Source organism: Cupriavidus sp. FW305-F7, from assembly GCF_058782875.1.
In genome coordinates this window covers 142,087-166,427 of the sequence record NZ_JBYSYC010000002.1, presented here as the reverse complement: position 1 = coordinate 166,427, position 24,341 = coordinate 142,087, and the positions used below count along the sequence as shown (strand labels likewise).

The 24,341-nt window shown below is 67.3% G+C and carries 22 protein-coding genes; 6 read left to right on the top strand and 16 right to left on the bottom strand.

Features of this window, described 5'->3' with window-relative positions; translation table 11 throughout:
• Positions 1 to 27 precede the first annotated feature (27 nt).
• The 5 genes from AC3WL8_RS02550 to AC3WL8_RS02530 form a co-directional block, all read right to left on the bottom strand.
• Positions 28 to 1,581 (bottom strand): malonate--CoA ligase, encoded by a 1,554-nt coding sequence (locus tag AC3WL8_RS02550; protein WP_013957812.1) that lies wholly within the window; start codon positions 1,579 to 1,581, stop codon positions 28 to 30.
• Between the two features lie 73 nt (positions 1,582 to 1,654).
• Positions 1,655 to 2,437, bottom strand: a complete 783-nt coding sequence (locus AC3WL8_RS02545; protein WP_211980186.1) for an enoyl-CoA hydratase/isomerase family protein — start codon at positions 2,435 to 2,437, stop codon at positions 1,655 to 1,657.
• A 44-nt stretch (positions 2,438 to 2,481) separates the two neighbouring features.
• Positions 2,482 to 3,495, bottom strand: a complete 1,014-nt coding sequence (locus tag AC3WL8_RS02540) for a Bug family tripartite tricarboxylate transporter substrate binding protein (protein ID WP_114132880.1) — start codon at positions 3,493 to 3,495, stop codon at positions 2,482 to 2,484.
• A 147-nt stretch (positions 3,496 to 3,642) separates the two neighbouring features.
• Complete coding sequence (locus AC3WL8_RS02535; RefSeq protein WP_211980187.1) at positions 3,643 to 5,118, bottom strand: malonyl-CoA decarboxylase domain-containing protein; 1,476 nt, start codon at positions 5,116 to 5,118, stop codon at positions 3,643 to 3,645.
• 66 nt (positions 5,119 to 5,184) lie between these two features.
• Complete coding sequence (locus AC3WL8_RS02530; protein ID WP_211980188.1) at positions 5,185 to 5,904, bottom strand: GntR family transcriptional regulator; 720 nt, start codon at positions 5,902 to 5,904, stop codon at positions 5,185 to 5,187.
• Positions 5,905 to 6,719: 815 nt separating this feature from the next.
• Here AC3WL8_RS02530 and AC3WL8_RS02525 point away from each other — a divergent pair.
• Positions 6,720 to 7,814: a YjgN family protein gene (locus AC3WL8_RS02525; protein WP_013957817.1), complete on the top strand. Its 1,095-nt coding sequence runs from the start codon at positions 6,720 to 6,722 to the stop codon at positions 7,812 to 7,814.
• A 29-nt stretch (positions 7,815 to 7,843) separates the two neighbouring features.
• On the top strand, positions 7,844 to 8,863 hold the full coding sequence (locus tag AC3WL8_RS02520; protein ID WP_492377824.1) for a M48 family metallopeptidase: 1,020 nt from the start codon (positions 7,844 to 7,846) through the stop codon (positions 8,861 to 8,863).
• Positions 8,864 to 8,889: 26 nt separating this feature from the next.
• Here the strand turns inward: AC3WL8_RS02520 and lgt are convergent, their stop codons facing one another.
• Both lgt and AC3WL8_RS02510 read right to left on the bottom strand, forming a co-directional pair.
• Entirely contained in the window at positions 8,890 to 9,708 is an 819-nt protein-coding gene (gene lgt / locus AC3WL8_RS02515; RefSeq protein WP_013957819.1) for a prolipoprotein diacylglyceryl transferase, read from the bottom strand.
• Between the two features lie 72 nt (positions 9,709 to 9,780).
• Entirely contained in the window at positions 9,781 to 10,725 is a 945-nt protein-coding gene (locus tag AC3WL8_RS02510; RefSeq protein ID WP_211980190.1) for a LysR family transcriptional regulator, read from the bottom strand.
• Positions 10,726 to 10,889: 164 nt separating this feature from the next.
• On the opposite strand from AC3WL8_RS02510, the gene ilvD reads away from it, so the two are divergent.
• Entirely contained in the window at positions 10,890 to 12,563 is a 1,674-nt protein-coding gene (gene ilvD / locus AC3WL8_RS02505) for a dihydroxy-acid dehydratase (protein WP_013957820.1), read from the top strand.
• 103 nt (positions 12,564 to 12,666) lie between these two features.
• Here ilvD and AC3WL8_RS02500 read toward each other — a convergent pair whose 3' ends face one another.
• The 3 genes from AC3WL8_RS02500 to AC3WL8_RS02490 are packed head-to-tail and all read right to left on the bottom strand — an operon-like array spanning position 12,667 to position 15,159.
• Entirely contained in the window at positions 12,667 to 13,152 is a 486-nt protein-coding gene (locus AC3WL8_RS02500) for a hypothetical protein (protein WP_211980191.1), read from the bottom strand.
• The gene (locus AC3WL8_RS02495; protein ID WP_211980192.1) at positions 13,149 to 13,583 is read right to left on the bottom strand and encodes a DNA polymerase III subunit chi; all 435 of its coding nucleotides are present in this window, start codon (positions 13,581 to 13,583) and stop codon (positions 13,149 to 13,151) included. Before AC3WL8_RS02495 ends, AC3WL8_RS02500 begins: the two co-directional genes overlap by 4 nt.
• 37 nt (positions 13,584 to 13,620) lie before the next feature.
• Positions 13,621 to 15,159 carry a leucyl aminopeptidase gene (locus AC3WL8_RS02490; RefSeq protein WP_013957823.1) on the bottom strand — a complete coding sequence of 513 codons (1,539 nt, stop codon included), beginning with the start codon at positions 15,157 to 15,159 and terminating at the stop codon, positions 13,621 to 13,623.
• 187 nt (positions 15,160 to 15,346) lie between these two features.
• On the opposite strand from AC3WL8_RS02490, the gene lptF reads away from it, so the two are divergent.
• Genes lptF through AC3WL8_RS02475 form a run of 3 tightly spaced genes read left to right on the top strand, consistent with a single transcriptional unit; the run spans position 15,347 to position 18,043 of the window.
• Positions 15,347 to 16,474, top strand: coding sequence for an LPS export ABC transporter permease LptF (lptF, locus tag AC3WL8_RS02485; protein WP_013957824.1), 1,128 nt, complete (start codon positions 15,347 to 15,349; stop codon positions 16,472 to 16,474).
• Positions 16,471 to 17,637, top strand: coding sequence for an LPS export ABC transporter permease LptG (gene lptG / locus AC3WL8_RS02480; protein WP_211980194.1), 1,167 nt, complete (start codon positions 16,471 to 16,473; stop codon positions 17,635 to 17,637). The genes lptF and lptG overlap by 4 nt, the downstream gene beginning before the upstream one ends.
• 13 nt (positions 17,638 to 17,650) lie before the next feature.
• The gene (locus AC3WL8_RS02475) at positions 17,651 to 18,043 is read left to right on the top strand and encodes a sirohydrochlorin chelatase (protein WP_013957826.1); all 393 of its coding nucleotides are present in this window, start codon (positions 17,651 to 17,653) and stop codon (positions 18,041 to 18,043) included.
• An 81-nt stretch (positions 18,044 to 18,124) separates the two neighbouring features.
• On the opposite strand, the gene cobA is transcribed toward AC3WL8_RS02475, so the two are convergent.
• From cobA to AC3WL8_RS02445, 6 genes are read right to left on the bottom strand one after another with little or no spacing between them, the layout of a single operon-like run.
• Positions 18,125 to 18,925, bottom strand: coding sequence for a uroporphyrinogen-III C-methyltransferase (gene cobA / locus AC3WL8_RS02470; RefSeq protein ID WP_013957827.1), 801 nt, complete (start codon positions 18,923 to 18,925; stop codon positions 18,125 to 18,127).
• A gap of 27 nt (positions 18,926 to 18,952) precedes the next feature.
• The gene (locus AC3WL8_RS02465; RefSeq protein WP_013957828.1) at positions 18,953 to 20,257 is read right to left on the bottom strand and encodes a sulfate adenylyltransferase subunit 1; all 1,305 of its coding nucleotides are present in this window, start codon (positions 20,255 to 20,257) and stop codon (positions 18,953 to 18,955) included.
• Between the two features lie 26 nt (positions 20,258 to 20,283).
• Complete coding sequence (gene cysD, locus AC3WL8_RS02460) at positions 20,284 to 21,249, bottom strand: sulfate adenylyltransferase subunit CysD (protein WP_013957829.1); 966 nt, start codon at positions 21,247 to 21,249, stop codon at positions 20,284 to 20,286.
• Between the two features lie 11 nt (positions 21,250 to 21,260).
• Entirely contained in the window at positions 21,261 to 22,064 is an 804-nt protein-coding gene (locus AC3WL8_RS02455) for a phosphoadenylyl-sulfate reductase (RefSeq protein ID WP_211980195.1), read from the bottom strand.
• Positions 22,061 to 22,642 (bottom strand): DUF934 domain-containing protein, encoded by a 582-nt coding sequence (locus AC3WL8_RS02450; RefSeq protein WP_153953769.1) that lies wholly within the window; start codon positions 22,640 to 22,642, stop codon positions 22,061 to 22,063. Before AC3WL8_RS02450 ends, AC3WL8_RS02455 begins: the two co-directional genes overlap by 4 nt.
• Positions 22,643 to 22,658: 16 nt before the next feature.
• Positions 22,659 to 24,341 carry a nitrite/sulfite reductase gene (locus tag AC3WL8_RS02445; protein ID WP_013957832.1) on the bottom strand — a complete coding sequence of 561 codons (1,683 nt, stop codon included), beginning with the start codon at positions 24,339 to 24,341 and terminating at the stop codon, positions 22,659 to 22,661.

Sequence of the window (24,341 nt, the reverse complement as noted above, 5' to 3'; positions counted from 1 at the left end):
CGCAGGGCGCGGCCATCATCACTGCGCTCAGAGCGTCGAGAACTGCTCGCGCAGCACGTTCTTCTGCACCTTGCCCATGGTATTGCGCGGCAGCTCGTCCACCACGTGCACGCGCTTGGGCACCTTGAAGTTGGCAATGTGGCCCTTGAGCGTGCCGATCAGCGCCGCCTCGTCGATTTCCGCACCCGGCTTGCGTACCACCACCGCCACCACCGCCTCGCCGAAATCCGCGTGCGGCACGCCGATCACGGCGCTCTCGGCCACGCCCGGCATCTCGTCGATAAAGCTCTCGATTTCCTTCGGGTAGACGTTGTAGCCGCCCGAGATGATCAGGTCCTTGCTGCGTCCGACGATGGTCAGGTAGTTGTCGGGCACCGCGCGCTCGCCGGCCTGGCTGACAATGGCGCCGCCGAAGCGGCCGACGTCGCCGGTCTTGAACCAGCCGTCCTCCGTGAACTCTTCCCTGGTCTTCTCCGGCATGCGCCAGTAGCCCTTGAACACGTTCGGGCCCTTAACCTCGACATTGCCGATCTCTCCCGGCGCGCACGGCTGGCCCTCGCCATCGACCACGCGCACCGACACGCCCGGCAGCGGCATGCCGACGGTGCCGCCGATGCGCTCGCCCAGCGCGGCATCGTACGGGTTGGACACCAGCATCACGGTCTCGCTCATGCCGTAGCGTTCCAGGATGGTATGGCCGGTGCGCTCGCGGAAGGCATCGAAGGTCTCCAGCAGCAGCGGCGCCGAGCCCGACACGAACAGCCGCATGCGGCGGCAGGTGTCGTCGTCGAAGCGCGGCTCCTGCAGCATGCGCACGTAGTAGGTCGGCACGCCCATCATCACCGTGCAGCGCGGCAGGAATTTCAGCACCTGCGCCATGTCCAGCCTGGGTGCCCAGATCATCTTGGCACCGGCCAGCAGCGCGCCGTGCGAGGCCACGAACAGGCCGTGCACGTGGAAGATCGGCAGCATGTGCAGCAGCACGTCGTCGCTGCGCCAGCCCCAGAATTCATGCAGCGTCTGCGCATTGGAGGCCAGGTTGCGGTGCGTCAGCATCGCGCCCTTGCTGCGGCCGGTGGTACCGGAGGTGTAGAGAATGGCGGCAAGGTCGTCATCCTGGCGTGCGACCGTCTCGAAGGCATCCGACTTGCCCGCGGCACGCGACAGCAGCGAGCCGCTGCGGTCGTCGTCCAGCGTGAAGACGTGGTTGACGCCGTGGCGGAACGCCACCTTGGACACCCAGCCGAAATTCTTGCTGCTGCACACCACCACCGACGGCTCGGCATTGCCGACAAAGTAGTCGATCTCTGCCTCCTGGTAGGCGGTGTTCAGCGGCAGGTAGACGTAGCCGGCGCGCAGCGTGGCCAGGTACAGGAACAGCGCTTCGGGGGACTTCTCCACCTGCACGGCAACGCGAGCGCCTTCGGGCAGTTGCAGCGAGGCCAGCAGGCTGGCCAGCTTGGCAGTGGCGCGGTCAAGGTCGTCCCAGCTGTAGTACAGCCCGTCATGCGTCTCGATGCAGCAGGCGGTGCGGTCGGCGGGGAAGCGGGATTCGAACAGGGCGAACAGGTTGGCGTTCATGTCGGGGATCGAACGAAAGGCTAAGGAAAACGAAGAAAACAATCGCGCGTGGAAGCAGTCATGGCGGCGTGCCCTACTCCCCACGGAACTGCGGTGGCCGGCGCGCGAGGAAGGCGGCCACCCCTTCCGCGTGGTCCGCGCCTGCGGCGTAGGCAAAATGCGCGTCCAGCTCGGCGGGCGACAGCGGTGCCGGCAGCGGCGCCAGCCGGCGGATGGTGGCCTTGTTGATGCGGGCGGCGACGGGCGCGCCCGCGGCTATGCGGCGCACCGTGGCATCGACCTCCGCGGCCAGCGCGCCGGGCTCGACCACGCGGGTCAGCAGCCCTTTGTCGCGCGCCTCGGCGGCGTCGAAGACCCGGCCTTCCAGCAGGATCTCCAGCGCGGCGGCGCGGCCCGCCAGCGCCAGCAGGCCCTGCAGTTCGCCGGGCGCCATCGGGAAGCCCAGGCGGTTGATCGGCACGCCGAAGCGGCTGTCCGAGGCGGCGATGCGCAGGTCGCAGTGGCTGGCGATTTCCAGCCCGCCGCCCACGCAGACGCCTTCAATCATCGCCACGGTGGGGTGCGTGCATTGCGCCACCGCCGCCAGTGCCGGCGCGATGGTAGCCATGTGATAGTGGCGCACCGCGGCCTCGTCGGCGCGCTCTGCCGGGAACTCGGCGATGTCGGCGCCGGCGGCAAAGTTGCCGTCGGCACCGCGCACCACCACGCAGCGCAGTGAAGTATCGGCGGACAGGCGCGCAAAGCCCTCGGCCAGCTCGCGCCACATCTGCGCGGAAATGGCGTTGAGCTTGCCCGCGTGCGACAGCGTCACGGTGGCGGTGGTGCCCTGCGTGGCAAACAATACGGTGCCGCTCATCGCCGCGCCCCCTTGCATCGGATCAGCGTTGACATGGCGCCCCGTCAGTCGATCTTGGCGCCGGACTGCTGCACCACCTGCGCCCAGCGGCGAATCTCGGCGTGCAGGAACTGCGCGAACTGCTCCTGCGTAAACGCCGGCGTCTCGGAGCCGTTGTTAAGCCAGACCTGCTTGAGCTCAGGCGTGTTCAGCGCCTTCTCGGTCTCTGCGTACAGGCGGTCGACGATCTCCTTGGGCGTGCCCTTGGGCACCCACAACGCATACCAGGTCGACACGTCATAGTTGGGCACGCCCGCCTCGGCCGCGGTCGGCACGTTGGGGAACGCCGCCGAGCGCTTGCTCGAAGCCACCGCCAGCGCCTTGATGCGGCCCGCGCGGATATGCTGCGCCGACGAGCCCAGGCCGTCGAACATCAGGTCGACCTGGCCCGCGATCAGGTCGGACAGCGCCGGGCCCGCGCCCTTGTAGGGGATGTGGGTGATGAAGGTCTTGGTCTGGAGCTTGAACAGCTCGCCCGCCAGGTGGTGCGACGAGCCGTTGCCGGCCGAACCGTAGTTCAGCTTGCCGGGATTGGCCTTGGCGTAGGCAATCAGCTCCTGCAGCGTGTTGGCCTTGACACGGTTGGGATTGACCACCACCACTTGCGGCGGCTGCGCGATCACCGTGACCGGGATGAAGTCCTTCTCGATGTCGTAGTCCAGCTTCTTGTAGAACGACGGCGCAATCGCGTGGTGCGCGCCGCCGATGAACACCGTGTAGCCGTCCGGCGCGGCCTTGGCCGCAATGCTGGCGCCGACCGTGCCGCCGGCGCCGCCGCGGTTGTCGATCACGAACTGCTTGCCGAGTTGCTTGGACAACTGCGCGGTCAGCGGCCGTGCAAAGGCGTCGGTGCCACCGCCGGCGGGAAACGGCACGATCACGGTGACGGGCTTGGACGGCCAGGTGTCGGCATGCGCGGCGGGTGCGGCGAGCATTGCGCCGGCGCCGAGGCCGGCCAGGCCCAGGGCCATGCCCGTTGCGCGCGCGCACGCGGCCAGGCTGAACTGACGACGATTCATGGGTTGTCTCCTCTCTCTTCTGCGGAAAGTCAATCTGATGGCCGCGCGACACCGCCGCGGCGCGAAGTTACTGCATGGGTCCCGACAAAGAAATGCGGCGCGTCGGGCGCCGCGGGTACCAGGGCCTGTGCCGTGACCGGACCAGGGTCACAGCAGCTTCCCGACGCTACGGCTGATGCGCGGGTTGCCGGCGCCCAGGCGTGCCAGATTGTCGTCCAGCGCCTCGGGCACGTAAAGATAGTTGACCATCATGCCGCAGCTCTGGCTGCGGCCTTTGCGCGACAGGTCGGCGCCCCAGTTCAGCCGCTCCACGCAGGCCCCGTTGCCCAGGTGGAAGCGCGCCACCGGGTCGGCCGGCATCGACTGGTTGCGTTCGCGCACCAGGAAATGCGCGGCCAGGGTCATGGCGGTATCGCGGATCACGGTATCGGCGGCGTCCGGCACCAGCGCCTCCAGCCACCCGGCGCCGTCCGCGGGCGCCTTGTCGTGGCGCTCGCTCCAGCGCGCCAGGCGCTTGTCGCCCAGCACGCGCGCAATGGCATCGCCATCCTGCTTGCGCAGCCAGTCGGCAAACCCGGGGATCGGCGAGAGCGTGGCGAACTGATTCACTTTTGGAAATTCACGCTGGACTTCCTCGATCACGCGCTTGAGCAGGAAGTTGCCGAAGCTCACGCCGCGCAGGCCCGCCTGCGTATTGCTGATCGAATAGAAGATGGCCCACTTGACGCGGCGCAGGTCTTCCAGCGGCGCGGCCTCATCCAGCAATGTATGGACATTGGCCGCCATCTCCGGCGCGAATGCCACCTCGACAAAGATCAGCGGCTCGCGCGGGATGCGCGGGTGGAAGAACGCATAGCAGCGGCGGTCGGAATCGAGGCGGTTGCGCAGGTCGGTCCATGAGGCGATCTCATGCACGGCCTCGTAGCGGATCAGCTTCTCCAGCAGCGATGCCGGCGAATCCCAGGTGATCGGCTGCAGCTCCAGCAGGCCCACGTCGAACCAGTTGGAGAACAGCGCCTCGAGGTCTTCGTCAAGCGGGCGCAGGCCCGGCATGCGGCGCTGCCAGCGCAGCATGTCGGCGCGCAGCTGGATCAGGAAGTGCAGGCCGCAGGCGCTGTTGCCGCGCTGGCCATGCAGCGCGGCCAGCCGCTTGAAGAAACGGATGCGCGCATTGGACAGGGCCTGGGCCAGGCCCGAAGGCCCGGCCTGCGCGCGGGCGGCGCGCGCGCCCTTGTCGCCGTCGGCCCCGGCGTCTTCACTGCCCTTGCCGCCGCTGCTGCTGGCGACTTCGGCCAGCACCGCCAGCATGCCGCGCCGGGTGGCCTCGCCGGCGGCTTCATACTCGGCCTGCCACGCGTGCGCGGCGGCATTGGCGGCGCCATCGGTCAGGCGCGCGTCGAAGCAAAGCCGCAGCTGCTCGCGCTGGCGGCGCACCGCGCGCGGCGGCAGCGGCGCCTCGCCGTCGGCCGGCGTGGCGGCGGCGGCCTTGGCGCTGGCCTTGGCGTCGCCCTCGCCCTTGCGTCCCCACCAGCGGCCCAGCCGCGACAGGAACTTGGAACCTGCCGGCTCGCTTTCGCCCAGCGGCGCACTGATCTTCTGGTCACCCGTGTCGAAGGAATTCATGCGGTACCTGCCTTGATGCATCGATCGGAACGTAGGAAAAACATCGGACTGGGGTGGCGGCCGCGGCTACTCTTCGCCGCCGGCCACGCGCAGCACCGGCGGCGCGCGCACGGCCTGGGTCTCTGCCGCCCCGGCGGTGGCACCGGCATCCAGCGTCTTGAGCGCCGCGCGCTGGCGCAGCAGATGGGTCTTCATCATCGCCTCGGCGCCTTCGGGGTCGCGGGCCTTGAGCGCGGCGAACACGGACAGGTGCTCGGCGCAGGATTCCTGGATCCGGCCCGGCAGCTTCAGGCTTTTGTGGCGCGACAGCCGCAGCACCTTGCGCAGGTCGCTGATCAGGCCCGACAGCCAGCGGTTGCCGGCCAGCCGCTGGATCGATTCGTGGATCTGGAAGTTGGTTTCGTAATAGGCATCGATGTCGCCCGCCTGCGCGTAGCGCGCCAGGTCGGCATGCAGGCCGTCCAGCGCGTCCAGGTCGGCGCGGGTCGCGTTGCGCGCGGCCTCATAGGCGCAGCGCCCTTCCAGCAGTGCCATCAGCGGGAAAATCTCGTCCAGGTCCTGCTCGGACAGTTCATTGACGAAGCAGCCGCGGCGCGGCTCCAGCCGCACCAGGCCTTCGGCGGCCAGCACCTTGAGCGCCTCGCGCAGCGGCGTGCGCGAGATGCCCAGCGTTTCGGCCATCGCGCTCTCGTCGATCCATGCGCCGGGCACCAGCGTATGCGCGTCGATCATGGCGCGCAGCCGGTCTGCCACTTCCAGGTACAACGCCTGCTGGACGATGCGCATGCTTCCCCCAGGGTCGGATGGCGTGACCGATGCGTCCCGGCCACGATCTGGCATCGGTCAGGGTAGATGCGCCCCGTTAGCCATAATTCATAATTATGGATTAGGACGCGAACGATACAAGGGATTTCGATGCTGCGCTGCAAACAAGCCGGAGCGATTGGTGTCTGATGTTGACCGGCGAGGTGCGGTCTGTGAGGTGCGGCGTGGGTACGGTATGAGGTGCGGCGGGCGTTTCCATGCCTCCCTGCAAGGAAACGCCCGCGCCTGAAAATACTGCAGCACTGCTTTTCATCGTCGGCGGGTACTTTCAAAAGTATCCACCGCGTGGGTCCATGGATTGCCGGCGCTGGCCCTGCGCCCCCCTTTTGAAACGCGCTTGACGCGCGGATTTTCCCGTCGCCCTGGCTGTACGTGAAGTGCCGGCAAGTGCGGCCTGTCAGCCGTCACTCCCTCCCTGGCACTTCCGTTGGCGGCTGTGGCGTGCCGCTCATCTTTGTAACAATCAAGATAGCGATTTACGTGCCAGCAGGACTAAGTCCCTGATTTCATTGGCAACACGCATTCGGAAGTTGTTACAGAATACGTCTAGTGTAACAGAATGTTTCTAGAGTGTTACGAGGGTTTTCCCACATTTTTTTTTACGCCTGCCCGCCTGGCGGCAATGGCATATGCAGATTGTGCCGTGGTCGCTATTTATCAGTGCGAGAATGTGAGCGCATCGCCGCAAATGCCCGATCTAAAGTGGTTGCATTCCTGAAACTGCGGTCAAGGCCGCAATCCTGACTGTCGCTTTCCACACACACTGGAGCCCCGCCATGCAAGCTGGCAGCGATTTCACCCTGGCCGGCACTCCGGCAAACGAAGCGCCGGTGCCTGCCGAGCCGCGCTACGCCGTGCCGCGCCCGCTGGGCCTGTCCTTTACCGGATCGGGTTCGGAATACTTCCGTATCTGGATCGTCAATGCGCTGCTGACCATCGTCACCTTCGGCATCTATTCGGCCTGGGCCAAGGTGCGCACGCTGCAGTATTTCTATCGCAACACGCGGCTCGACGGCGCGAGTTTTGACTACCACGGCAAGCCGTCCGCGATCCTGAAGGGCCGCGCCATCGTGTTCGCGCTGGTGTTCGCCTTCCAGCTCGCCTCGACGGTCTCGCCCTTCCTTGCACTGGCGATGCTGGTGGCGCTGCTGGCGGTGTTCCCCCTGTTGCTGGTGCGCTCGTTGCGTTTCCGCATGGCGAATTCCAGCTACCGCGGCCTGCGCTTCGCCTTCACCGGCGGCGATGCCGAGGCCTACAAGGTGTTCGTGCTGTGGCCGCTGGCCGCGGTGGCCACGCTGGGCCTGCTGGGGCCGCTGGCGCACCAGCGCTTCAAGCGCTACCAGCACAACCACACCCGCTTCGGCACCGCACCGTTTGCCTTCCACGCCGGCGCGGGCGATTTCTACGGCGTTTACCTGCGTGCCTTCGGCATGATGGTCGCGCTGGTGGCGGCCGCGGCGCTGGCCGGATTCGCGCTGGGCGCGACCGCGTCGGGCAAGGCGGGCGTGGTGCTGTCGTTCAGCATCGGCGTGGGCGGCTTCTACCTGGCGCTGCTGGCCGTCAGCCCTTACGTGATGGCGCGCTTGCAGAATGTCGTGTGGAGCCACACCACGCTGGCGCCGCATGCGTTCCGCAGCGAGGTGGGGGCCGGCCGCATGGTCTTTATCTTCGTCACCAACCTGATCGCCATCGCGCTGACGCTGGGCCTGTACCTGCCGTTCGCGCGGGTGCGTTCGGCGCGCTACCGGCTCGAATGCGTAACCATGCTGGCGGCGGGCCCGCTCGACACCTTCGTGGCCGGCGAGGCGCAGCAAGTGGGTGCACTGGGCGATGCGGCGGTAGACTGGTACGACATCGACATCGCGCTCTGAGCGCGCCGTGCGCTGACCCGGCCCGCACCATGATCCCTGTCACCTTCTTCGACGGCCGCTCGTCGCGCGCGCATCCGGCCACGCTGGCCGTTGAGGCGCAGCAGGCCGTGCTGCGCGACGACTCCGGCGCCGAACTGCGGCGCGCGCCGCTGTCGGACGTGCGCGTGTCCGAGCGCGTGCGCCGCGCGCCGCGGCTGGTCACCTTTGCCGACGGCGCCTTCTGCGAGATCACCGACCACGCCGCCTTCGACCACATGCTGGCCGCGACCGGCCATCGCGACAGCCTGGTGGCGCGCGCGCAGAACAGCTGGCGCCTGGCCGGCCTGGCCGTGGCGGCACTGGTGGCGGTGCTGGTGCTGGGCTATTACGTGCTGCTGCCGTGGGGCGCCGGCATGCTGGCGCGCGCGGTGCCGCCCGAGGTGGAGGCCCATCTCGGCAAGCTGACGCTGGCGAGCCTGGACAACGGCATGGTCAAGCCGACGCAGCTGCCGCCCGCGGAGCAGCAACGCATCCGCTCGGGCTTCGCGGCGCTGAAGCGGCCGCGCGATGCCGGCCACGATTACCAGATCCTGTTCCGCCAGGGCGGCGAGATCGGCGCCAATGCGCTGGCGCTGCCGGGCGGCACCATCGTGGTCACCGACGAGCTGGTCAGCCTGGCCGGCACCGGCGCCGGCATGATGGGCGTGCTGGCCCACGAAGCCGGCCATATCGCCAACCGGCACGGCTTGCAGCAGGTGATACAGGGGTCGGCGCTGGCGTCGCTGTCGGCCTACCTGTTCGGGGATATCTCGACGGTGCTGGCCGGGGTGCCGGCCGCGATCCTGACGCTGCGCTATTCACGCGACCACGAGCGCGAGGCCGATGCCTTTGCGATCGAGGTCATGCAGCGCAACGGCCTGCCGCCCGCGGCACTGGCCGATGTGCTGGTCAGGCTGGACCACCGGCGCGGAGCGGCGTCGGACGCCGAGCCGGAACGCAGCCAGGACTTCATGTCGACCCACCCGCAAACCCAGGCGCGCATCGACGCCTTGCGCCGCGCCGGCAAATAGCGCGGACCGGAACTTAGAACCCGTTCTCAGGCTGCCGGCTGCGATGCGCCGGCGCCGGGCTGGCGCCGGTAGGCCCAGACCACCATGGCGATGCCGGCCAGGATCATCGGCAGGCTCAGCCACTGGCCCATCGACAGCTTCAGCGCCAGCAGGCCCAGGAAGTTGTCGGGCTCGCGCGCGAATTCCGCGGCAAAGCGGAAGGCACCATAGCCGATCAGGAATACCCCCGACACCGCGCCCATCGGCCGCGGCTTGCGCGCGAACAGCCACAGGATGATGAACAGCGCCACGCCCTCGCCGGCAAACTGGTACAGCTGCGACGGATGGCGCGGGATGTTGTCGCCCGCCTGCGGGAAGATCATGCCCCACGGCAGGTCGGTGGCGCGGCCCCACAGCTCGCCGTTGATGAAGTTGCCGATGCGCCCGGCGGCCAGCCCGCAGGGGATCATCGGCGCGATGAAGTCGGTCACCTCCATCCAGTGGCGCCGGCGCAGCTTGCCGAACAGCCACATCGCCACGATCACGCCAAGGAAGCCACCATGGAAGGCCATGCCGCCTTCCCACACCTTGAGGATCTCGAGCGGATGGGCCAGGTAGTACGACGGCTTGTAGAACAGCACATAGCCCAGCCTCCCGCCCAGGATCACGCCCAGCACGCCGAAGAACAGCATGTCGTCCAGGTCGCGCGTGGTCCAGCCCTTGGCCGCGATATGCGGCTGGCGGATGCGCAGGCGCCCGAAGCCCAGGAACATGATGAACCCGGCCAGGTACATCAGCCCGTACCAGCGGATGGCAAGCGGGCCAAGGTGGATGGCAACCGGGTCAAACTGGGGATGAATCAGCATGTTGGCGTGAATGGAGGTTGTATAGGCCGCGGCCTGCGTATTGTCAGTGGCCTCGGTGACATTGGTGACGTGTCAGCGAGGGGCGGGCCCGGCTGCGCCCGCTTCTTGCGCGAGCGCGGTCGCAATATCGATGAACGAGCGCAGCACCGGCGCCACGCCGGCGGACGCGCCGTCGCGCCAGACCAGCCCGGTCTCGATCTGCGGGCCGGTCTCGCGCAGCGCCAGGTACGACACCCCGGTGCGGCGAAGGTTGCACAGCGACGCCGGCACCAGCGCCACGCCCATGCCCGCCGACACCAGGCTGACGATGGTCTGCATCTGGATGGCTTCCTGCGCGATCACGGGCACCAGGCCCTCGCGCGCATAGTAGCCCGTAATGATGTCATAAAACGCCGGCGCGCTTCGGCGCGGGAAGATGATCAGCGGCTCATGGGCGGCCTCGCGCAGCGAGACCGTGCCGTCGCCCGCCAGCATCCCGCCCGCCGGCCGCCAGCCGTCGGGCACGGCCAGCACCAGCGGCTCGCTCACCAGCGGCAGGTAGGCCAGCCCGTGCGGCATGGCCGGCAGCTGGGGGCGGATCACCAGGCCGGCATCGATCGCGCCCTCCATCAACGCTTCGAGCTGCACGTCGCTGGTGGCCTCGCGCAGCTGCAGCTGCACCTCCGGGTGGCGGGCGCGAAAGCGCCGCAACAGGTCGGGCAGGATGCCGTAGTCGGCGGTGCTGACAAAGGCCAGCGACAGCGACCCCACCTCGCCGCGCGCCAGCCGCTGCGCCAGCCCGGGCAGCGCCGCAGCGTCGCCCAACACGCGCCGCACCTCGGGCAGCCACTGCTGGCCGGCCGGCGTCAGCGCCACCGAGCGCCGCGTGCGCACGAACAGCTGCACGCCGATTTCCTCTTCCAGCGCCTGGATCTGCTGCGACAAGGGCGGCTGCGTCATCGACAGGCGTCCTGCCGCGCGGCCGAAATGCAACTCTTCCGCCACTGTGACGAAGTAACGCAGCTGACGCAGGTCCAAACGCCCTCCTGATATGTTTTTCGACTCAATAAAGGTCAAATAATATATTTGACACTCCAAAACGCAAGCGTCATTCTTTGGCCCACAACATCGCCGCCATGCGTTCGTGCAGCCTTCGGGCGCGGTGCGGAGCGGCACTGAAGACCCCCCGGAGATTCCCCACCATGGCATTCAACAAACGCTCGCAGAACATCACGCAAGGCGTGGCGCGTTCGCCCAACCGTTCGATGTACTACGCACTCGGCTACCAGAAGGAAGACTTCGACAAGCCGATGGTGGGCATCGCCAACGGCCACTCGACCATCACCCCCTGCAACGCCGGCCTGCAGCGCCTGGCCGATGCCGCCATCGACGCCATCAAGGCGTCCGGCGCCAACCCGCAGGTGTTCGGCACCCCGACCATCTCGGACGGCATGTCGATGGGCACCGAGGGCATGAAGTACTCGCTGATCTCGCGCGAAGTCATCGCCGACTGCATCGAGACCGCCGCGCAGGGCCAGTGGATGGACGGCGTGGTCGTGATCGGCGGCTGCGACAAGAACATGCCGGGCGGGATGATCGCGCTGGCGCGCACCAACGTGCCGGGCATCTACGTCTACGGCGGCACCATCAAGCCGGGCAACTGGAAAGGCAAGGACCTGACCATCGTGTCGTCGTTCGAGGCCGTGGGCGAATTCACCGCCGGGCGCATGAGCCAGGAAGACTTCGAAGGCGTGGAGAAGAACGCCTGCCCGTCGACCGGGTCGTGCGGCGGCATGTACACCGCCAATACCATGAGCTCGTCGTTCGAAGCGCTGGGCATGTCGCTCTTGTATTCGTCGACCATGGCCAACCCGGACCAGGAAAAGGTCGACAGCGCCGCCGAGTCGGCCCGCGTGCTGGTGGAAGCCGTCAAGCAGGACATCAAGCCGCGCGACATCATCACGCGCAAGTCGATCGAGAACGCCGTGGCGCTGATCATGGCCACCGGCGGCTCGACCAACGCCGTGCTGCACTACCTGGCCATCGCCCACGCCGCCGAAGTGGAATGGACCATCGACGACTTCGAGCGCATCCGCCGCAAGGTGCCGGTGATCTGCAACCTGAAGCCGTCCGGCCAGTACGTGGCGACCGACCTGCACAAGGCAGGCGGCATTCCGCAGGTCATGAAGATCCTGCTCAAGGCCGGCATGCTGCATGGCGACTGCCTGACCATCACCGGCCGCACGCTGGCTGAGGAGCTGGAAAACGTGCCCGACACCCCGCGCGCCGACCAGGACGTGATCCTGCCGATCGAGAAGGCGCTGTACAAGGAGGGCCACCTGGCCATCCTGAAGGGCAACCTGGCCGAAGAAGGCGCGGTCGCCAAGATCACCGGCCTGAAGAACCCGGTCATCACCGGCCCGGCGCGCGTGTTCGAGGACGAGCAAAGCGCGATGGAAGCCATCCTGGCCGACAAGATCAACGCCGGCGACATCCTGGTGCTGCGCTATCTCGGCCCCAAGGGCGGCCCCGGCATGCCGGAAATGCTGGCCCCGACCTCGGCCATCATCGGCAAGGGCCTGGGCGAGTCGGTCGGCTTTATCACCGACGGGCGCTTCTCGGGCGGTACCTGGGGCATGGTGGTTGGCCACGTGGCGCCGGAAGCGTATGTGGGCGGCACCATCGCGCTGGTGCAGGAAGGCGACTCGATCACCATCGACGCGCACAAGCTGCTGCTGCAGCTGAACGTGCCGGACGAAGAACTGGCCAGGCGCCGTGCCAACTGGAAGCAGCCGGCACCGCGCTATACCCGCGGCGTGCTGGCGAAGTTCTCGAAGCTGGCGTCGACGGCGAGCAAGGGTGCAGTGACGGATTGATTTTCAGCCGCGCTGATGCAAAAAAGCCTGCGAACAATCGCAGGCTTTTTGTTTGCCGACGTCTGTCGAGCCCCGCCGGTTTGCTCCAACCCTTCAGCCGCCGTTAATCCGCCCCCGGCGTCTTCTCGATCTCCTCCAACGTCGCATCCAGCCATTCCACCAGCCGCGCCTCCAGCGACTGCGTCAGCTCGCTGGCCAGTTGCGCTGTCAGCGGCGCCAGCCGCGACTGCAGCGTGGCTTCGGTATGGGCCGCCACGACCTGCGGCCATTCGGTGCGAAAGCGCATCATCACGCGCGTCAGCAACTCGGTGCGCACGGCGCGCAGGTCGTCCTCGCCCGGGGCGCCGGTATCGGCTGGCATCGCCGATGCCGGCGCGGCGCCCTCGTCCGCCACGGCGTCGCCGGTATCGCCGACATGCATGACCAGGCCCGAATCGGCCATGCCGAAGGTATCGATCACGCCCTCCTGCGCAGCGGCAGCTGGCGCTGCTGTCCCTGCATCCGGCAGTTCGAACACCTCGGTCAGCAGCGGGATGCTGTCGTTCGGATCGAGCCGCGGGATCACCCGCGAGGTGGTGCGTTCGCTCATGCGGCGTCTCCCTTGGGCTGGCCGATGTCGTGGTGCGTCAGCGGATAGCCGCGTTCGCGGTAGAAACGGTAGCGCTGGCGGCCGGCCTCGCGCGCGGCCTCGCCCGCGCCCACCACCTCGATCAGGCGTTCAAAGCTGGCAAACTGCGCCGGGGCCTGGTCGGCCAGGTTGATCAGCAGCTGGTGGTGCGGCACGCCTTCGGTGGTGGCGGCCAGCAGGATCGGCGTGACCGCCGCATTGGCGCTTTCCAGCCCGCAATGCGGCAGGAAGTCCAGCGCGGAGAAGGTCCACAGGCGCGCATCCAGGTCCGCCAGCTGCGCCGGCGCCCCGTGGATCACCACCTTCTGCCCGGCGCCGTAGGCCTTGCGGACCAGCCGGCAGACATAGCCGAGCACGTCCGGCACGTTGCTGTGGAAATCGATGCGCGTCATGAACCCTTGCTGCCTCTGTTGCCTGCCGCCGCTGCCATCAGGCCGCGCGGTCCATCAGGAACTGCGCCAGCAGCGGCACCGGGCGGCCGGTGGCCCCCTTGGCCGCGCCGCTCTTCCAGGCGGTGCCGGCGATGTCCAGGTGGGCCCAGTCGTACTTCTCGGCAAAGCGCGACAGGAAGCACGCCGCCGTCACGCTGCCGGCCGGGCGGCCGCCGATATTGCCCATGTCGGCAAAGTTGGACTTGAGCTGGTCCTGGTACTCGTCGTCCAGCGGCATGCGCCAGGCGGTGTCCATGGCGCGGCGGCCGGCTTGCAGCAGGGCATCGGCAAGCGCGTCGGAGCGCGCGTACAGGCCGCTGTTGACATGGCCGAGCGCGATGATGCAGGCACCCGTCAGCGTGGCCACGTCGATCACCGCGGCCGGCTTGAAGCGCTCTACGTAGGTCAGCGCGTCGCACAGGATCAGGCGGCCTTCGGCGTCGGTGTTCAGGATCTCGATGGTCTGGCCGGACATGCTGGTGACCACGTCGCCCGGCTTGGTGGCGATGCCGCTGGGCATGTTCTCGCAGGTCGGCACCACGGCGATGACGTTGAGCTTCAGGCCCATCTCGGCCACGGCCTGGATCGTGCCCAGCACCGAGGCGGCGCCGCACATGTCGTACTTCATCTCGTCCATGCCCTCGCCCGGCTTGAGCGAGATGCCGCCGGTATCGAAGGTGATGCCCTTGCCCACCAGCACCACCGGGGCCTGCTTGGCACCGGCGCCGTCGTAGCGCAGCACGATGAACTGCGGCGGCTCTTCGCTGCCCTTGGTCACGGCCAGGAAGGCCCCCATGTTCAGGGCCTCGATCTGCTTGCGGCCCAGCACCTCGGCCTTGAGCTTGTGGCGCTTGGCAATGCCGCGGGCGGTATTGGCCAGGTAGGTCGGCGTGCAGATATTGGACGGCAGGTTGCCCAGGTCGCGCGTCAGCTCCATGCCGTTGGCGATGGCGGTGCCGCGCACCACGGCCTGGGTGGCGGCGCGGGCATCGCCGCTGTCGACCGCGATCACGACCTTGCGCAGCGACGACTTGTCGTTGCCGTTGGGCTTGCCGTTGGCATTGGCGCGCTTCAGGCCCGGATGGCGCTCCAGCAGGCGATAGCCGGCTTCGCGCACCAGCGTGATGGTGGTAATCACGCCCCAGGCGACATCGCGCTGCTGCGGCGCCTGTTGCGCCAGGCACCACAGGGCCGAGGCGGCACGCGTGGACGACAAGGCACGCACAGCGGTGCGGACCGCGTCGGCAAAGGCCTTGTCGCTGAAATCGGCTTCCTTGCCCAGGCCCACCAGCAGCACGCGCGCGGCGCCCACGCCGGCCACCTCATGCAGCATCAGCTGGGTGCCGCGCTTGCCCTCGAAGTCGCCCTGCTTGACCAGCCGCCCCACCAAGCCCTTGGTGGCCACATCCAGTGCCTTGGCCACTCCGGCCAGGTTCTGGCCTTCGAACAGGCCGACCACCAGGCAGTCGGTCTTGGTCGCCAGGAAACCATTTTGGCCGGCTTTGCTCCAATCCAAGGCTTTTGTGCTAAATTCCATCGCGCTTCCTTCCAGGGGCTCGTTAGACACGAAAGCCTCCATTATCCGCGATTTTTATCCCGCGACCTGCCGCCGCTGATACGCCCCGGCCACGCTGACAGCTTGTAGTGCTACCAGCCAGCTGTTCTGCCAGGCACCTCGCACGGCACATCGCCCGCTCCGGCCGGCAGCCCGGAACCGAACCCGCATGATCCTTCAACAAGCCCTGCGACGCGAGCTTGCCTACACCGCCGGGGCGGTGTTCCTGGTGATGCTGACCTTCATGCTCACATCGCTCGTGATCCGCATCCTGGGGATGGCCGCCAACGGCAAGGCCAGCCCCAACGACGTGCTGATGCTGATCGGCCTGGCCACCATCGGCTACCTGTCGATCCTGCTGTCGGCCACGCTCTTCATCTCCACCCTGATCGTGCTGACGCGCTGGTACAAGGACTCGGAGATGGTGGTGTGGTTCTCGGCCGGCATCTCGCTGCGCGACCTGGTCAAGCCGGTGCTGCAGTTCGCCGCACCCTTCGTCGTGCTGGCGCTGCTGCTGGGCATGTTTGCCTGGCCCTGGGCCAACCAGCAGAGCGCGCTGTTCCGCGACCGCTTCGAGCAGCGCGGCGTGATGTCGATGATTGCCGCGGGGCGCTTTATCGAGCCGGCCAAGGCCAACTACGTGCTGTTCATCGAGGGCATGGATGCCGACATGAAGTATGCGCGCAATGTCTTTGTCGCCAACTCCGAGGCCGACAAGATCGGCGTGGCGCTGGCGCACCAGGGCAAGTTCGAGACCATGCCCAACGGCGACCGCCTGGTGGTGATGGAAAACGGCCGCCGCTACTCGGGCACGCCCGGCCAGATCGACTACCGCATCGTTGAATTTGGACGCTATGCGGTCAAGGTGGACAACAAGCCGCCCGAGTCCGAGGCCGACCAGCCGCCCAAGAGCCGCGACACCATCGACCTGATCCGCAACCCCACGCGTGAAAACCTGGGCGAGCTGGTATGGCGCATCTCGCTGCCGATCCTGGCCTTCAACTTCGTCATGATCGCGATCCCGCTGGCCTACGTGAACCCGCGCCTGGGCCGCTACACGCCGCTGGTGTTCGCGGTGCTGATCTACCTGACCTACAGCAACCTGATCAACCTGTCGCAGTCCTGGGTGCGCTCGGGTGCGATCCCGTTCTGGCTGGCGTGGTGGCCGATCCACCTGGTGGTGTTCGTGGGGGCGCTACTGCTGTTCCGCTACCGCCAGAACCGCAGCCTGGGCGGCTGGCGCGCCGTGTTCGGCCTGCGCAGGCGCGATGCCGCGGCCACCGGAGGCCGGGCATGAGGATCCTGCGTGTTTATGAACGCTACTTCGGCCGGCTGGTCTATGGTGTGTTCGCCTTTATCCTGTTCGCGGTGCTGTCGCTGTTCGTGTTCTTCGACATGCTCAACGAGCTGGAGAGCGTCACCAACCAGTACACCTCGCTGATCGCGCTGTTCCACGTCCTGCTGCAGGCGCCCACGCGGGTGTATGAGGTGCTGCCGATCGCCGTACTGATCAGCGCGATCTACGTGTTCTCGCAGCTGGCCAGCCAGTCCGAGTACACCATCTTCCGCGTAGCCGGCCTGAACACGCGCCAGGCGCTGTTCTCGCTGTTCAAGCTGGCGGTGCCGCTGGCCATCGTGACCTTTATCTTCGGCGAGTTCATCGGCCCCCGCGCCGAGCAGTACGCGCAGAAGATTAAGCTCGAGGCAATCGGCGCAACCGTGTCGGCGGGCTTCCGTTCGGGCGTCTGGGTCAAGGACCGCGACAAGGATGCCGCCACCGGCGGCGGCGAGATCACCCGCTTCGTCAACGTGGCGGGGTTGCGGCCGGACCAGACCATCACCGGCATCACCATGTACGAGTTCGACCCGCAATACCGCCTGCGCGTGATCCGCGTGGCGGAGGAGGGGCGCTACCAGGGTGGCCAGTTGTGGGAACTGCAGGGCGTCAACGAGACCCGCTTCATCGAGCTGGCGCCCGCGGCACAGGGGGCGAAGCCGGCACGCGATGCGCTGGCCCCGGACTTCCGCGCCGAGCAGATCAAGTTCCCGCGCGTGACCATGCATTCCGAGCTGACGCCGCAGATCCTGTCGGTGCTGCTGGTGACGCCGGAGCGGATGTCGACGCTGGACCTGTTCCGCTATATCCGCCACCTGCGCGACAACAAGCAGGATACGCAGCGCTATGAGATCGCCTTCTGGAAGAAGGTGATCTACCCGCTGACGCTGTTTGTGATGGTGGCGCTGGCCCTGCCCTTCGCCTACCTGCACGCGCGTGCCGGCGCTGTCGGCGTGAAGGTGTTCGGGGGCATCATGCTGGGGCTGTCGTTCCACTTGTCGAACACGCTGTTCTCGCACGTGGGGCTGCTGCATACGTGGCCGCCGATTATCTCAGCGCTGGTGCCAGGCACGCTCTACCTGATGGTGGCGCTGCTGGCGCTGCGGTGGGTGGATCGGCACTGAGGAGCAGGCTGCCATGACCGCACCCACCCGGGCCTTGGTCCTGTTTGCGCATGGCGCGCGCGATGCACGCTGGCGCGAGCCGTTCGACCGCCTGCAGCAGAAGGTGGCCGCTGCCCTGCCCGGGTGCGAGGTGCGGCTGGCGTTCCTGGAACTGATGACGCCCGCGCTGCCCGACGCGCTCGCCGACCTGGCAGCGCGCGGCGTGTCCGACGCCACCGTGGTGCCGGTGTTCCTGGGCCAGGGCGGCCACCTGCGGCGCGACCTGCCGGCCTTGCTCGACCAATGCCGGCAAACGCATCCCGGGCTGCGTATCCATTGCGCGACGGCAGCAGGCGAGGCCGATGCGGTGCTGGATGCGATGGCGGCGTACTGCGTTGCCTCAATGCCGGCAAGCGGCCAGCCCTGAGCAGAAACGTGGTCCCCGATGACAAAAGCCCTGTACCGGCATGCCGGTACAGGGCTTTTTTTCTAGTGGCGCGGAGCGCGGTCAGGCAGCGCGCGGCGCCTGCACGACGGTATCGTCCACGCCTTCGCGCGGCGTTTCGGTAGCCCGCGCAGCCAGCGCCGCCCCGATCATCAGCAGGCTCGGCTGCACCGGATCGATCCAGGCCGCGGCCTCGCCCGCTGCCATCCGGCCCAACGTGAACTCACGACTACGCTGCCGCGGCGTGCTGGCGGCTTCCACCACCCACGCCGGCGTGGACGCCGGCTTGCCATGCGCGATCAGCTGCGCGGCAATCGACGCCGCCTGGTCGCGGCCCATGTAGTAGACCAGCGTATCGGCCTTGACCGCGGCTTCGATATCGGCCGAGCCGTCACCATCCGCAGCCTTCGCCTGCGTGGCAAAGGCCACGCTGCGCGACACACCCCGCTTGGTCAGCGGCTTGCCGATCGCCGAAGCGGCCGCCAGCGCCGCCGTGATGCCCGGCACCACTTCATACTCGATGCCGGCGGCTTCCAGCGCCTGCAGTTCCTCGTCGGCGCGGCCGAACAGCATCGGGTCGCCGCCCTTCAGGCGCACCACGCGCTCGTACTTGCTGGCCAGGTCGACGATCTGGCGGTTGATGAACAGCTGCGCGGTGGAACGCTGACCGCAGCGCTTGCCCACCTCTACCAGCTCGGCCTGCGGACACCAGGCCAGCATCTCCGGCGACACCAGTGCATCATGCAGCACCACCTGGGCTTCGCCCAAAAGCCGTGCACCACGCACCGTAATGAGGTCTGCCGCACCGGGGCCTGCCCCGATGAGGAACACCTTGCCGTAAGTCTTCTGCGCCTGCTTGTTCATCTCCGGTCCCTTTCCTGTCGTTACCGATCAGGAGAACGCACGGATCATGCCCGCGGCCACCGTGTGGTTGGTCGCTTCGTCGATCAGCACGAAGGCGCCCGTTGCCGGGTTGTCGCCATAGGCATCGCACACGATCGGCTTCTGCAGCGAGATCTGCACCGAACCGATGTCGTTCAGGCGGATATCGTGGCGGCCGGTCTCGTGCGACAGCGTATGCACGTCCAGCACGCGGTCCACCGCCGACACGCGCGCGAACACGCTGGCCGTGGTGTGCTTGAGCACGTACTTGCGCGCCGGGTTCAGCGATTCGTCGTCGAACCAGCACAGGTCGGCTTGCAGCTTCTTGGCCGGCGCGGTGGCGGCATCGGCGGCGACGAACATGTCACCGCGTGATACATCGACGTCCTCGGACAGGCGCACGGTGACCGTGTCGCCGACATTGGCGGATTCGGCGGCGCCGTTGGGCGTCAGCACTTCGGCCACCACGGCCTCGCGGTTGGCGGGCAGCACGCGCAGCTTCTGGCCCACGCGCACGGTGCCGGCTTCGATGCGGCCGGCATAGCCGCGGAAGTCGTCCGACTGCGAACCGTCCTGGCGGATCACCAGCTGCACCGGGAAGCGCAGCGCGGCGTCATCCTCGGGCGCGGCCTCTTCCACCGGCAGTTCTTCCAGCAGCGGCAGCAGCGGCTCGCCCTGGTACCAGGCCATGGCATCGCTCTCGTGCACGATGTTGTCGCCGCGCAGCGCCGACACCGGCACGTAGCGCACGTCCTTCAGGCCCAGTTGCTCGGCCAGTTCGGTGTAGGCGGTGCGGATCTCGTTGAAGCGCTGTTCGCTGTAGTCGACCAGGTCCATCTTGTTGATGGCGACGATCACGTGCCGGATCTCAAGCAGCTTCAGGATCGCCGAGTGGCGCTTGGTCTGCGCCAGCAGCTCGGCGCGGCCGTTGGTGACGGTGACGCGGGTGGCATCGACCAGCACGATGGCCGCGTCCGCGGTCGAGGCGCCGGTGACCATGTTGCGGGTGTACTGCTCGTGGCCCGGGGTATCCGCGATGATGAACTTGCGGCGCGCGGTCGAGAAGTAGCGGTAAGCCACGTCGATGGTGATGCCCTGCTCGCGCTCGGCTTCCAGGCCGTCGGTCAGCAGCGAGAAGTCGATCTGCTCGCCGGCGGTGCGCTTGTTCTTGGCGTTGGCCAGCGCGGTCAGCTGATCGGACAGCACGGCCTTGCTGTCATACAGCAGGCGGCCGATCAGCGTGCTCTTGCCGTCGTCGACGGAGCCGGCGGTGATGAAGCGCAGCAGGCCTTGATGAGTTGCTTGGTGAGTCATGTTGAATTCCTTTGCTGCGTCCGGGATCAGAAGTAGCCTTCTTTCTTCCGGCGTTCCATCGAGGCTTCGCTGGTCTGGTCGTCCATGCGGGTGGCGCCGCGCTCGGTGATCTCGGTCACCGCAGTCTCGGCGATGATCGCTTCCGGCGAATCGGCAACGCTGGCCACCGGGCAGGTGCAACTGATGTCGCCGACGGTACGGAAGCGCACCGACAGCACTTCGCTGACGTCGCCGTCCTGCTTGGGCGTGATCGGCGTGACCGGCACCAGCAGGCCGTTCTTGCGCACCACTTCGCGCTGGTGCGAATAGTAGATCGGCGGCAGCGCCAGCTTTTCGCGGGCGATGTACTGCCACACGTCCAGCTCGGTCCAGTTCGAGATCGGGAACACGCGCATCTGCTCGCCCTGCGCCATGCGGGCGTTGTACAGGCTCCACAGCTCGGGGCGCTGGGCCTTGGGGTCCCACTGGCCGAACTCGTCGCGGAACGAGAAGATGCGCTCCTTCGCGCGGGCCTTCTCTTCGTCGCGGCGTGCGCCGCCCATCAGCGCGTCGAACTGGTGCTCGCCGATGGTTTCCAGCAGCGTCACGGCCTGGGCCGCGTTGCGCGAATCGGTTTCCTTGCGCAGGCGCACGGTTCCGCGCTTGATCGAGTCCTCGACATGGCCCACCACCAGGCGCGCGCCCAGCTCAGCCACGCGCTGGTCGCGGAAGGCGATCACTTCCGGATAGTTGTGGCCGGTGTCGATATGCACCAGCGGGAACGGCAGCTCGATCTTGCGGTCGCCCAGGCGGAAGGCCTTCAGCGCCAGGTGCAGCATCACGATCGAGTCCTTGCCGCCCGAGAACAGCAGCGCCGGGTTGCGGCACTCGGCCACCACCTCGCGGATGATGTAGATCGACTCGGCTTCGAGCCGGTCGAGATGGTCGTTCTGTACCTGCAACAGGTGCGCCACGCTGCTGGTGGCTTCTGCGATGTCGTTCATGATGCCCATTTCGTCCGGCCTCAATGCTTGATGTTCTGTTCGTGGAGCCCGCACTCTTTCGAGTCCTTGCTCTCCCACCACCAACGTCCCGCACGGACATCCTCGCCCGCGCGCACGGCACGCGTACACGGCTCGCAGCCGATGCTCGGGTAGCCCTTGGCGTGCAGGTCGTTGATGGGCACGTTGTGGCGCCTCAGGTAGGCCCACACTTCGGCCTCGCTCCAGTCCGCCAGCGGGTTGAATTTGGGGATGCCGCGGGCCTCGTCCATTTCCTCGAACGGCAGCTCGGCGCGCGTCACGGCCTGCTCGCGGCGCTGGCCGGTCATCCAGGCGTCGGCGTGCGACAGCGCGCGGTTGAGCGGCTCGACCTTGCGGATGCCGCAGCATTCCTTGCGCAGGTCGATGCTGTCGTAGAAGCCGTTCAGGCCATTCTTCTTCAGGTAGTTCTCGACGGCCTCGGCGTCCGGCGTGAACTGCTCGATGCTGTAGCCGTAGTGCGACTGCACCTTGTCAAGCACCGCCAGCGTCTCGGCGTGCAGGCGCCCGGTCTGCAGCGTGAACACGCGGATGCCGGCGCGCACGGCTTCGGTGCCGCGCAGGATCGCGTCGGTCAGCACCATGTCCTCGGCCGCCAGGCTCGAGGCAAAGCGCGCGCGAAAGAAGCGTGCCGCGATGCCCGCCAGGCGCTCGCCCAGCTCGCGCTCCTTCTGCTCCAGCGCTGCGATGCTGCCGGTGTATTCCGGCGCAACCCACAGCGCGGGCGGACGCAGCGCCGACGCCGCACCGGCGTCGACCACGGCGATGTCGCTCAGCACCGTGCTCATGCCGCTTCCTTCGGTTGCGCGCCAACCTCTGCCCGCGCGCGGCGGAACAGCGGCAGCGGCTCATCCACCGAAGCCTGGTAGGTCACGGTGAACTCGGTGAAGCCCTTGACGGCGTCGTCGATGTTCTTGTCGGCGCGTACCGCGAAGGCGTCGAAGCCGCAGCGCTTCATGAAGTTGAGCTGGTCGCGCAGCACGTCGCCGATGGCGCGCAGCTGGCCCTTCCAGTGGTAGCGGGTGCGCAGCAGGTAGGCCGTGGAAAAGCCGCGGCCATCGCGGAACACCGGGAAGTCCACCGCCACCAGCGCCACGCGCGCGAAGTATGCCTCGGCATCGCCCGGCTCGTCTTCCGGGGCCAGCCACACGCCGGTGCGGGCCGCATCGCGGCCGGCCAGCAGCGCTTCGTTGGCCTTGAACACCGACAGCGGGAACAGCACCGCGTCCTGGCTTTGCACGGCCGCGGCGATCTGCTCGTCGGTCAGCGGCTGCTCGGCGGTGCCGCGCAGCACGGTCCAGGCGTCATCGACGATGACGGGGGCGACGGTAGCGCCGTCCTGTTGCAGTTGAATGATCTTTGCCATGTTCAGTCTCCGGTCCTCAGGCTTCAGCGCGCTCGCGCGGCTGCTTGTCGGCATAAACGCGCTCCTTGAACGGGGCGATGCCGATGCGGGACAGGGTTTCGATAAAGCGTTCGTCTTCGATGCGGTTGGCCACGAAGGTGTCGATGATGCGGCTCACCACCTCGGGCATTTCCTCGGCGCTGAACGACGGGCCGATCACCTTGCCCAGCGCTGTCTGGTTGCCCTGGGCGCCGCCCAGCGTGACCTGGTACCACTCCGAACCATCCTTGTCGACGCCCAGCACGCCGATATTGCCGACGTGGTGGTGGCCGCAGGCGTTGATGCAGCCCGAAATGTTCAGCGAGATCTCGCCCAGGTCATAGACGTAGTCGAGGTCGTCGAAGCGGTCCTGGATCGCCTGCGCGATGGGGATCGACTTGGCGTTGGCCAGCGAGCAGAAATCGCCGCCCGGGCAGGCGATGATATCGGTCAGCAGGCCGATATTCGGGGTGGCGAGGCCGGCCTTCTTGGCCAGTTGCCACAGCGCGTACAGGTCCTGCTTCTTCACGTCCGGCAGGATCAGGTTCTGCTCGTGCGCCACGCGCAGCTCGCCGAAGCCGAACTGGTCAGCCAGGTCGGCCACGGCTTCGATCTGCGCGTCGGTGGCGTCCCCCGGGGGCGAGGCCACGCCCGGCTTGGTCGACAGCGTCACCGCGGCGTAGCCCGGCACCTTGTGGCCGTGCACGTTGCGGCTGACCCAGCGCGCAAAGGCCTTGTCTTCCAGCAGATGGTTCTCGTACGAAGCGTCGGTGTCGGCAAGCTTTTCATAGGCGGGCGGCGTGAAGTACTGCGCCACGCGGTCGAACTCGGCCTGCGTCAGCGTGGCCGGGCCGTCCTTGCTGTGCTGCCACTCTTCCTCGACTTCCTGCGCGAACTTGTCCGCGCCGATGGCCTTCACCAGGATCTTGATGCGCGCCTTGTACTTGTTGTCGCGGCGGCCATAGCGGTTGTACACGCGGATGGCCGACTCAACGTAGGACAGCATGTGCTGCCACGGCAGGTCGTCCTTGATGATCGTGCCCAGGATCGGCGTGCGGCCCAGGCCGCCGCCGGCCAGGATGCGCAGGCGCGTTTCGCCTTCGGCGTTCTTGTAGGCGTAGATGCCGATATCGTGCATCTGCACCACGGCGCGGTCATTGGCCGAGGCCGAGATGGCGATCTTGAATTTGCGCGGCAGGAAGGCGAATTCCGGCTGGAAGGTGCTCCACTGGCGCAGCAGCTCGGCCAGCACGCGCGGGTCCACCGACTCGTCCGGCGCCACGCCGGCGAAGTGGTCGGTGGTGATGTTGCGCACGCAGTTGCCCGAGGTCTGGATGGCGTGCATCTCGACGCTGGCCAGCTCGGCCAGCACGTCAGGCACGCGCTCCAGTTCCATCCAGTTGTACTGGATGTTCTGGCGCGTGGAGAAGTGGCCATAGCCGCGGTCGTACTCGCGCGCGATATGGCCCAACTTGCGCATCTGCTTCGACGACAGCAGGCCGTACGGAATCGCCACGCGCAGCATGTAGGCATGGCGCTGCATGTACAGGCCGTTCTGCAGGCGCAGCGGCAGGAATTCTTCCTCGGTCAGCTCGTCGGACAGGCGGCGGCGCACCTGGTCACGGAACTGGGCGACGCGCTCGGCGACGATGCGCTGGTCATATTGGTCGTACTGATACAT

Coding starts and splice junctions, on each gene's coding strand:
- AC3WL8_RS02445 (WP_013957832.1), bottom strand. CDS start 24,341: ATGTATCAGTACGACCAATATGACCAGCGCATCGTCGCCGAGCGCGTC.
- AC3WL8_RS02500 (WP_211980191.1), bottom strand. CDS start 13,152: ATGAGCGAACGCACCACCTCGCGGGTGATCCCGCGGCTCGATCCGAAC.
- lgt (WP_013957819.1), bottom strand. CDS start 9,708: ATGCTGATTCATCCCCAGTTTGACCCGGTTGCCATCCACCTTGGCCCG.
- AC3WL8_RS02540 (WP_114132880.1), bottom strand. CDS start 3,495: ATGAATCGTCGTCAGTTCAGCCTGGCCGCGTGCGCGCGCGCAACGGGC.
- AC3WL8_RS02495 (WP_211980192.1), bottom strand. CDS start 13,583: ATGACGCGCATCGATTTCCACAGCAACGTGCCGGACGTGCTCGGCTAT.
- lptG (WP_211980194.1), top strand. CDS start 16,471: ATGAGGATCCTGCGTGTTTATGAACGCTACTTCGGCCGGCTGGTCTAT.
- AC3WL8_RS02545 (WP_211980186.1), bottom strand. CDS start 2,437: ATGAGCGGCACCGTATTGTTTGCCACGCAGGGCACCACCGCCACCGTG.
- AC3WL8_RS02525 (WP_013957817.1), top strand. CDS start 6,720: ATGCAAGCTGGCAGCGATTTCACCCTGGCCGGCACTCCGGCAAACGAA.
- AC3WL8_RS02550 (WP_013957812.1), bottom strand. CDS start 1,581: ATGAACGCCAACCTGTTCGCCCTGTTCGAATCCCGCTTCCCCGCCGAC.
- cysD (WP_013957829.1), bottom strand. CDS start 21,249: ATGGGCATCATGAACGACATCGCAGAAGCCACCAGCAGCGTGGCGCAC.
- AC3WL8_RS02535 (WP_211980187.1), bottom strand. CDS start 5,118: ATGAATTCCTTCGACACGGGTGACCAGAAGATCAGTGCGCCGCTGGGC.
- lptF (WP_013957824.1), top strand. CDS start 15,347: ATGATCCTTCAACAAGCCCTGCGACGCGAGCTTGCCTACACCGCCGGG.
- AC3WL8_RS02475 (WP_013957826.1), top strand. CDS start 17,651: ATGACCGCACCCACCCGGGCCTTGGTCCTGTTTGCGCATGGCGCGCGC.
- AC3WL8_RS02465 (WP_013957828.1), bottom strand. CDS start 20,257: ATGACTCACCAAGCAACTCATCAAGGCCTGCTGCGCTTCATCACCGCC.
- AC3WL8_RS02450 (WP_153953769.1), bottom strand. CDS start 22,642: ATGGCAAAGATCATTCAACTGCAACAGGACGGCGCTACCGTCGCCCCC.
- AC3WL8_RS02455 (WP_211980195.1), bottom strand. CDS start 22,064: ATGAGCACGGTGCTGAGCGACATCGCCGTGGTCGACGCCGGTGCGGCG.
- ilvD (WP_013957820.1), top strand. CDS start 10,890: ATGGCATTCAACAAACGCTCGCAGAACATCACGCAAGGCGTGGCGCGT.
- cobA (WP_013957827.1), bottom strand. CDS start 18,925: ATGAACAAGCAGGCGCAGAAGACTTACGGCAAGGTGTTCCTCATCGGG.
- AC3WL8_RS02520 (WP_492377824.1), top strand. CDS start 7,844: ATGATCCCTGTCACCTTCTTCGACGGCCGCTCGTCGCGCGCGCATCCG.
- AC3WL8_RS02530 (WP_211980188.1), bottom strand. CDS start 5,904: ATGCGCATCGTCCAGCAGGCGTTGTACCTGGAAGTGGCAGACCGGCTG.
- AC3WL8_RS02490 (WP_013957823.1), bottom strand. CDS start 15,159: ATGGAATTTAGCACAAAAGCCTTGGATTGGAGCAAAGCCGGCCAAAAT.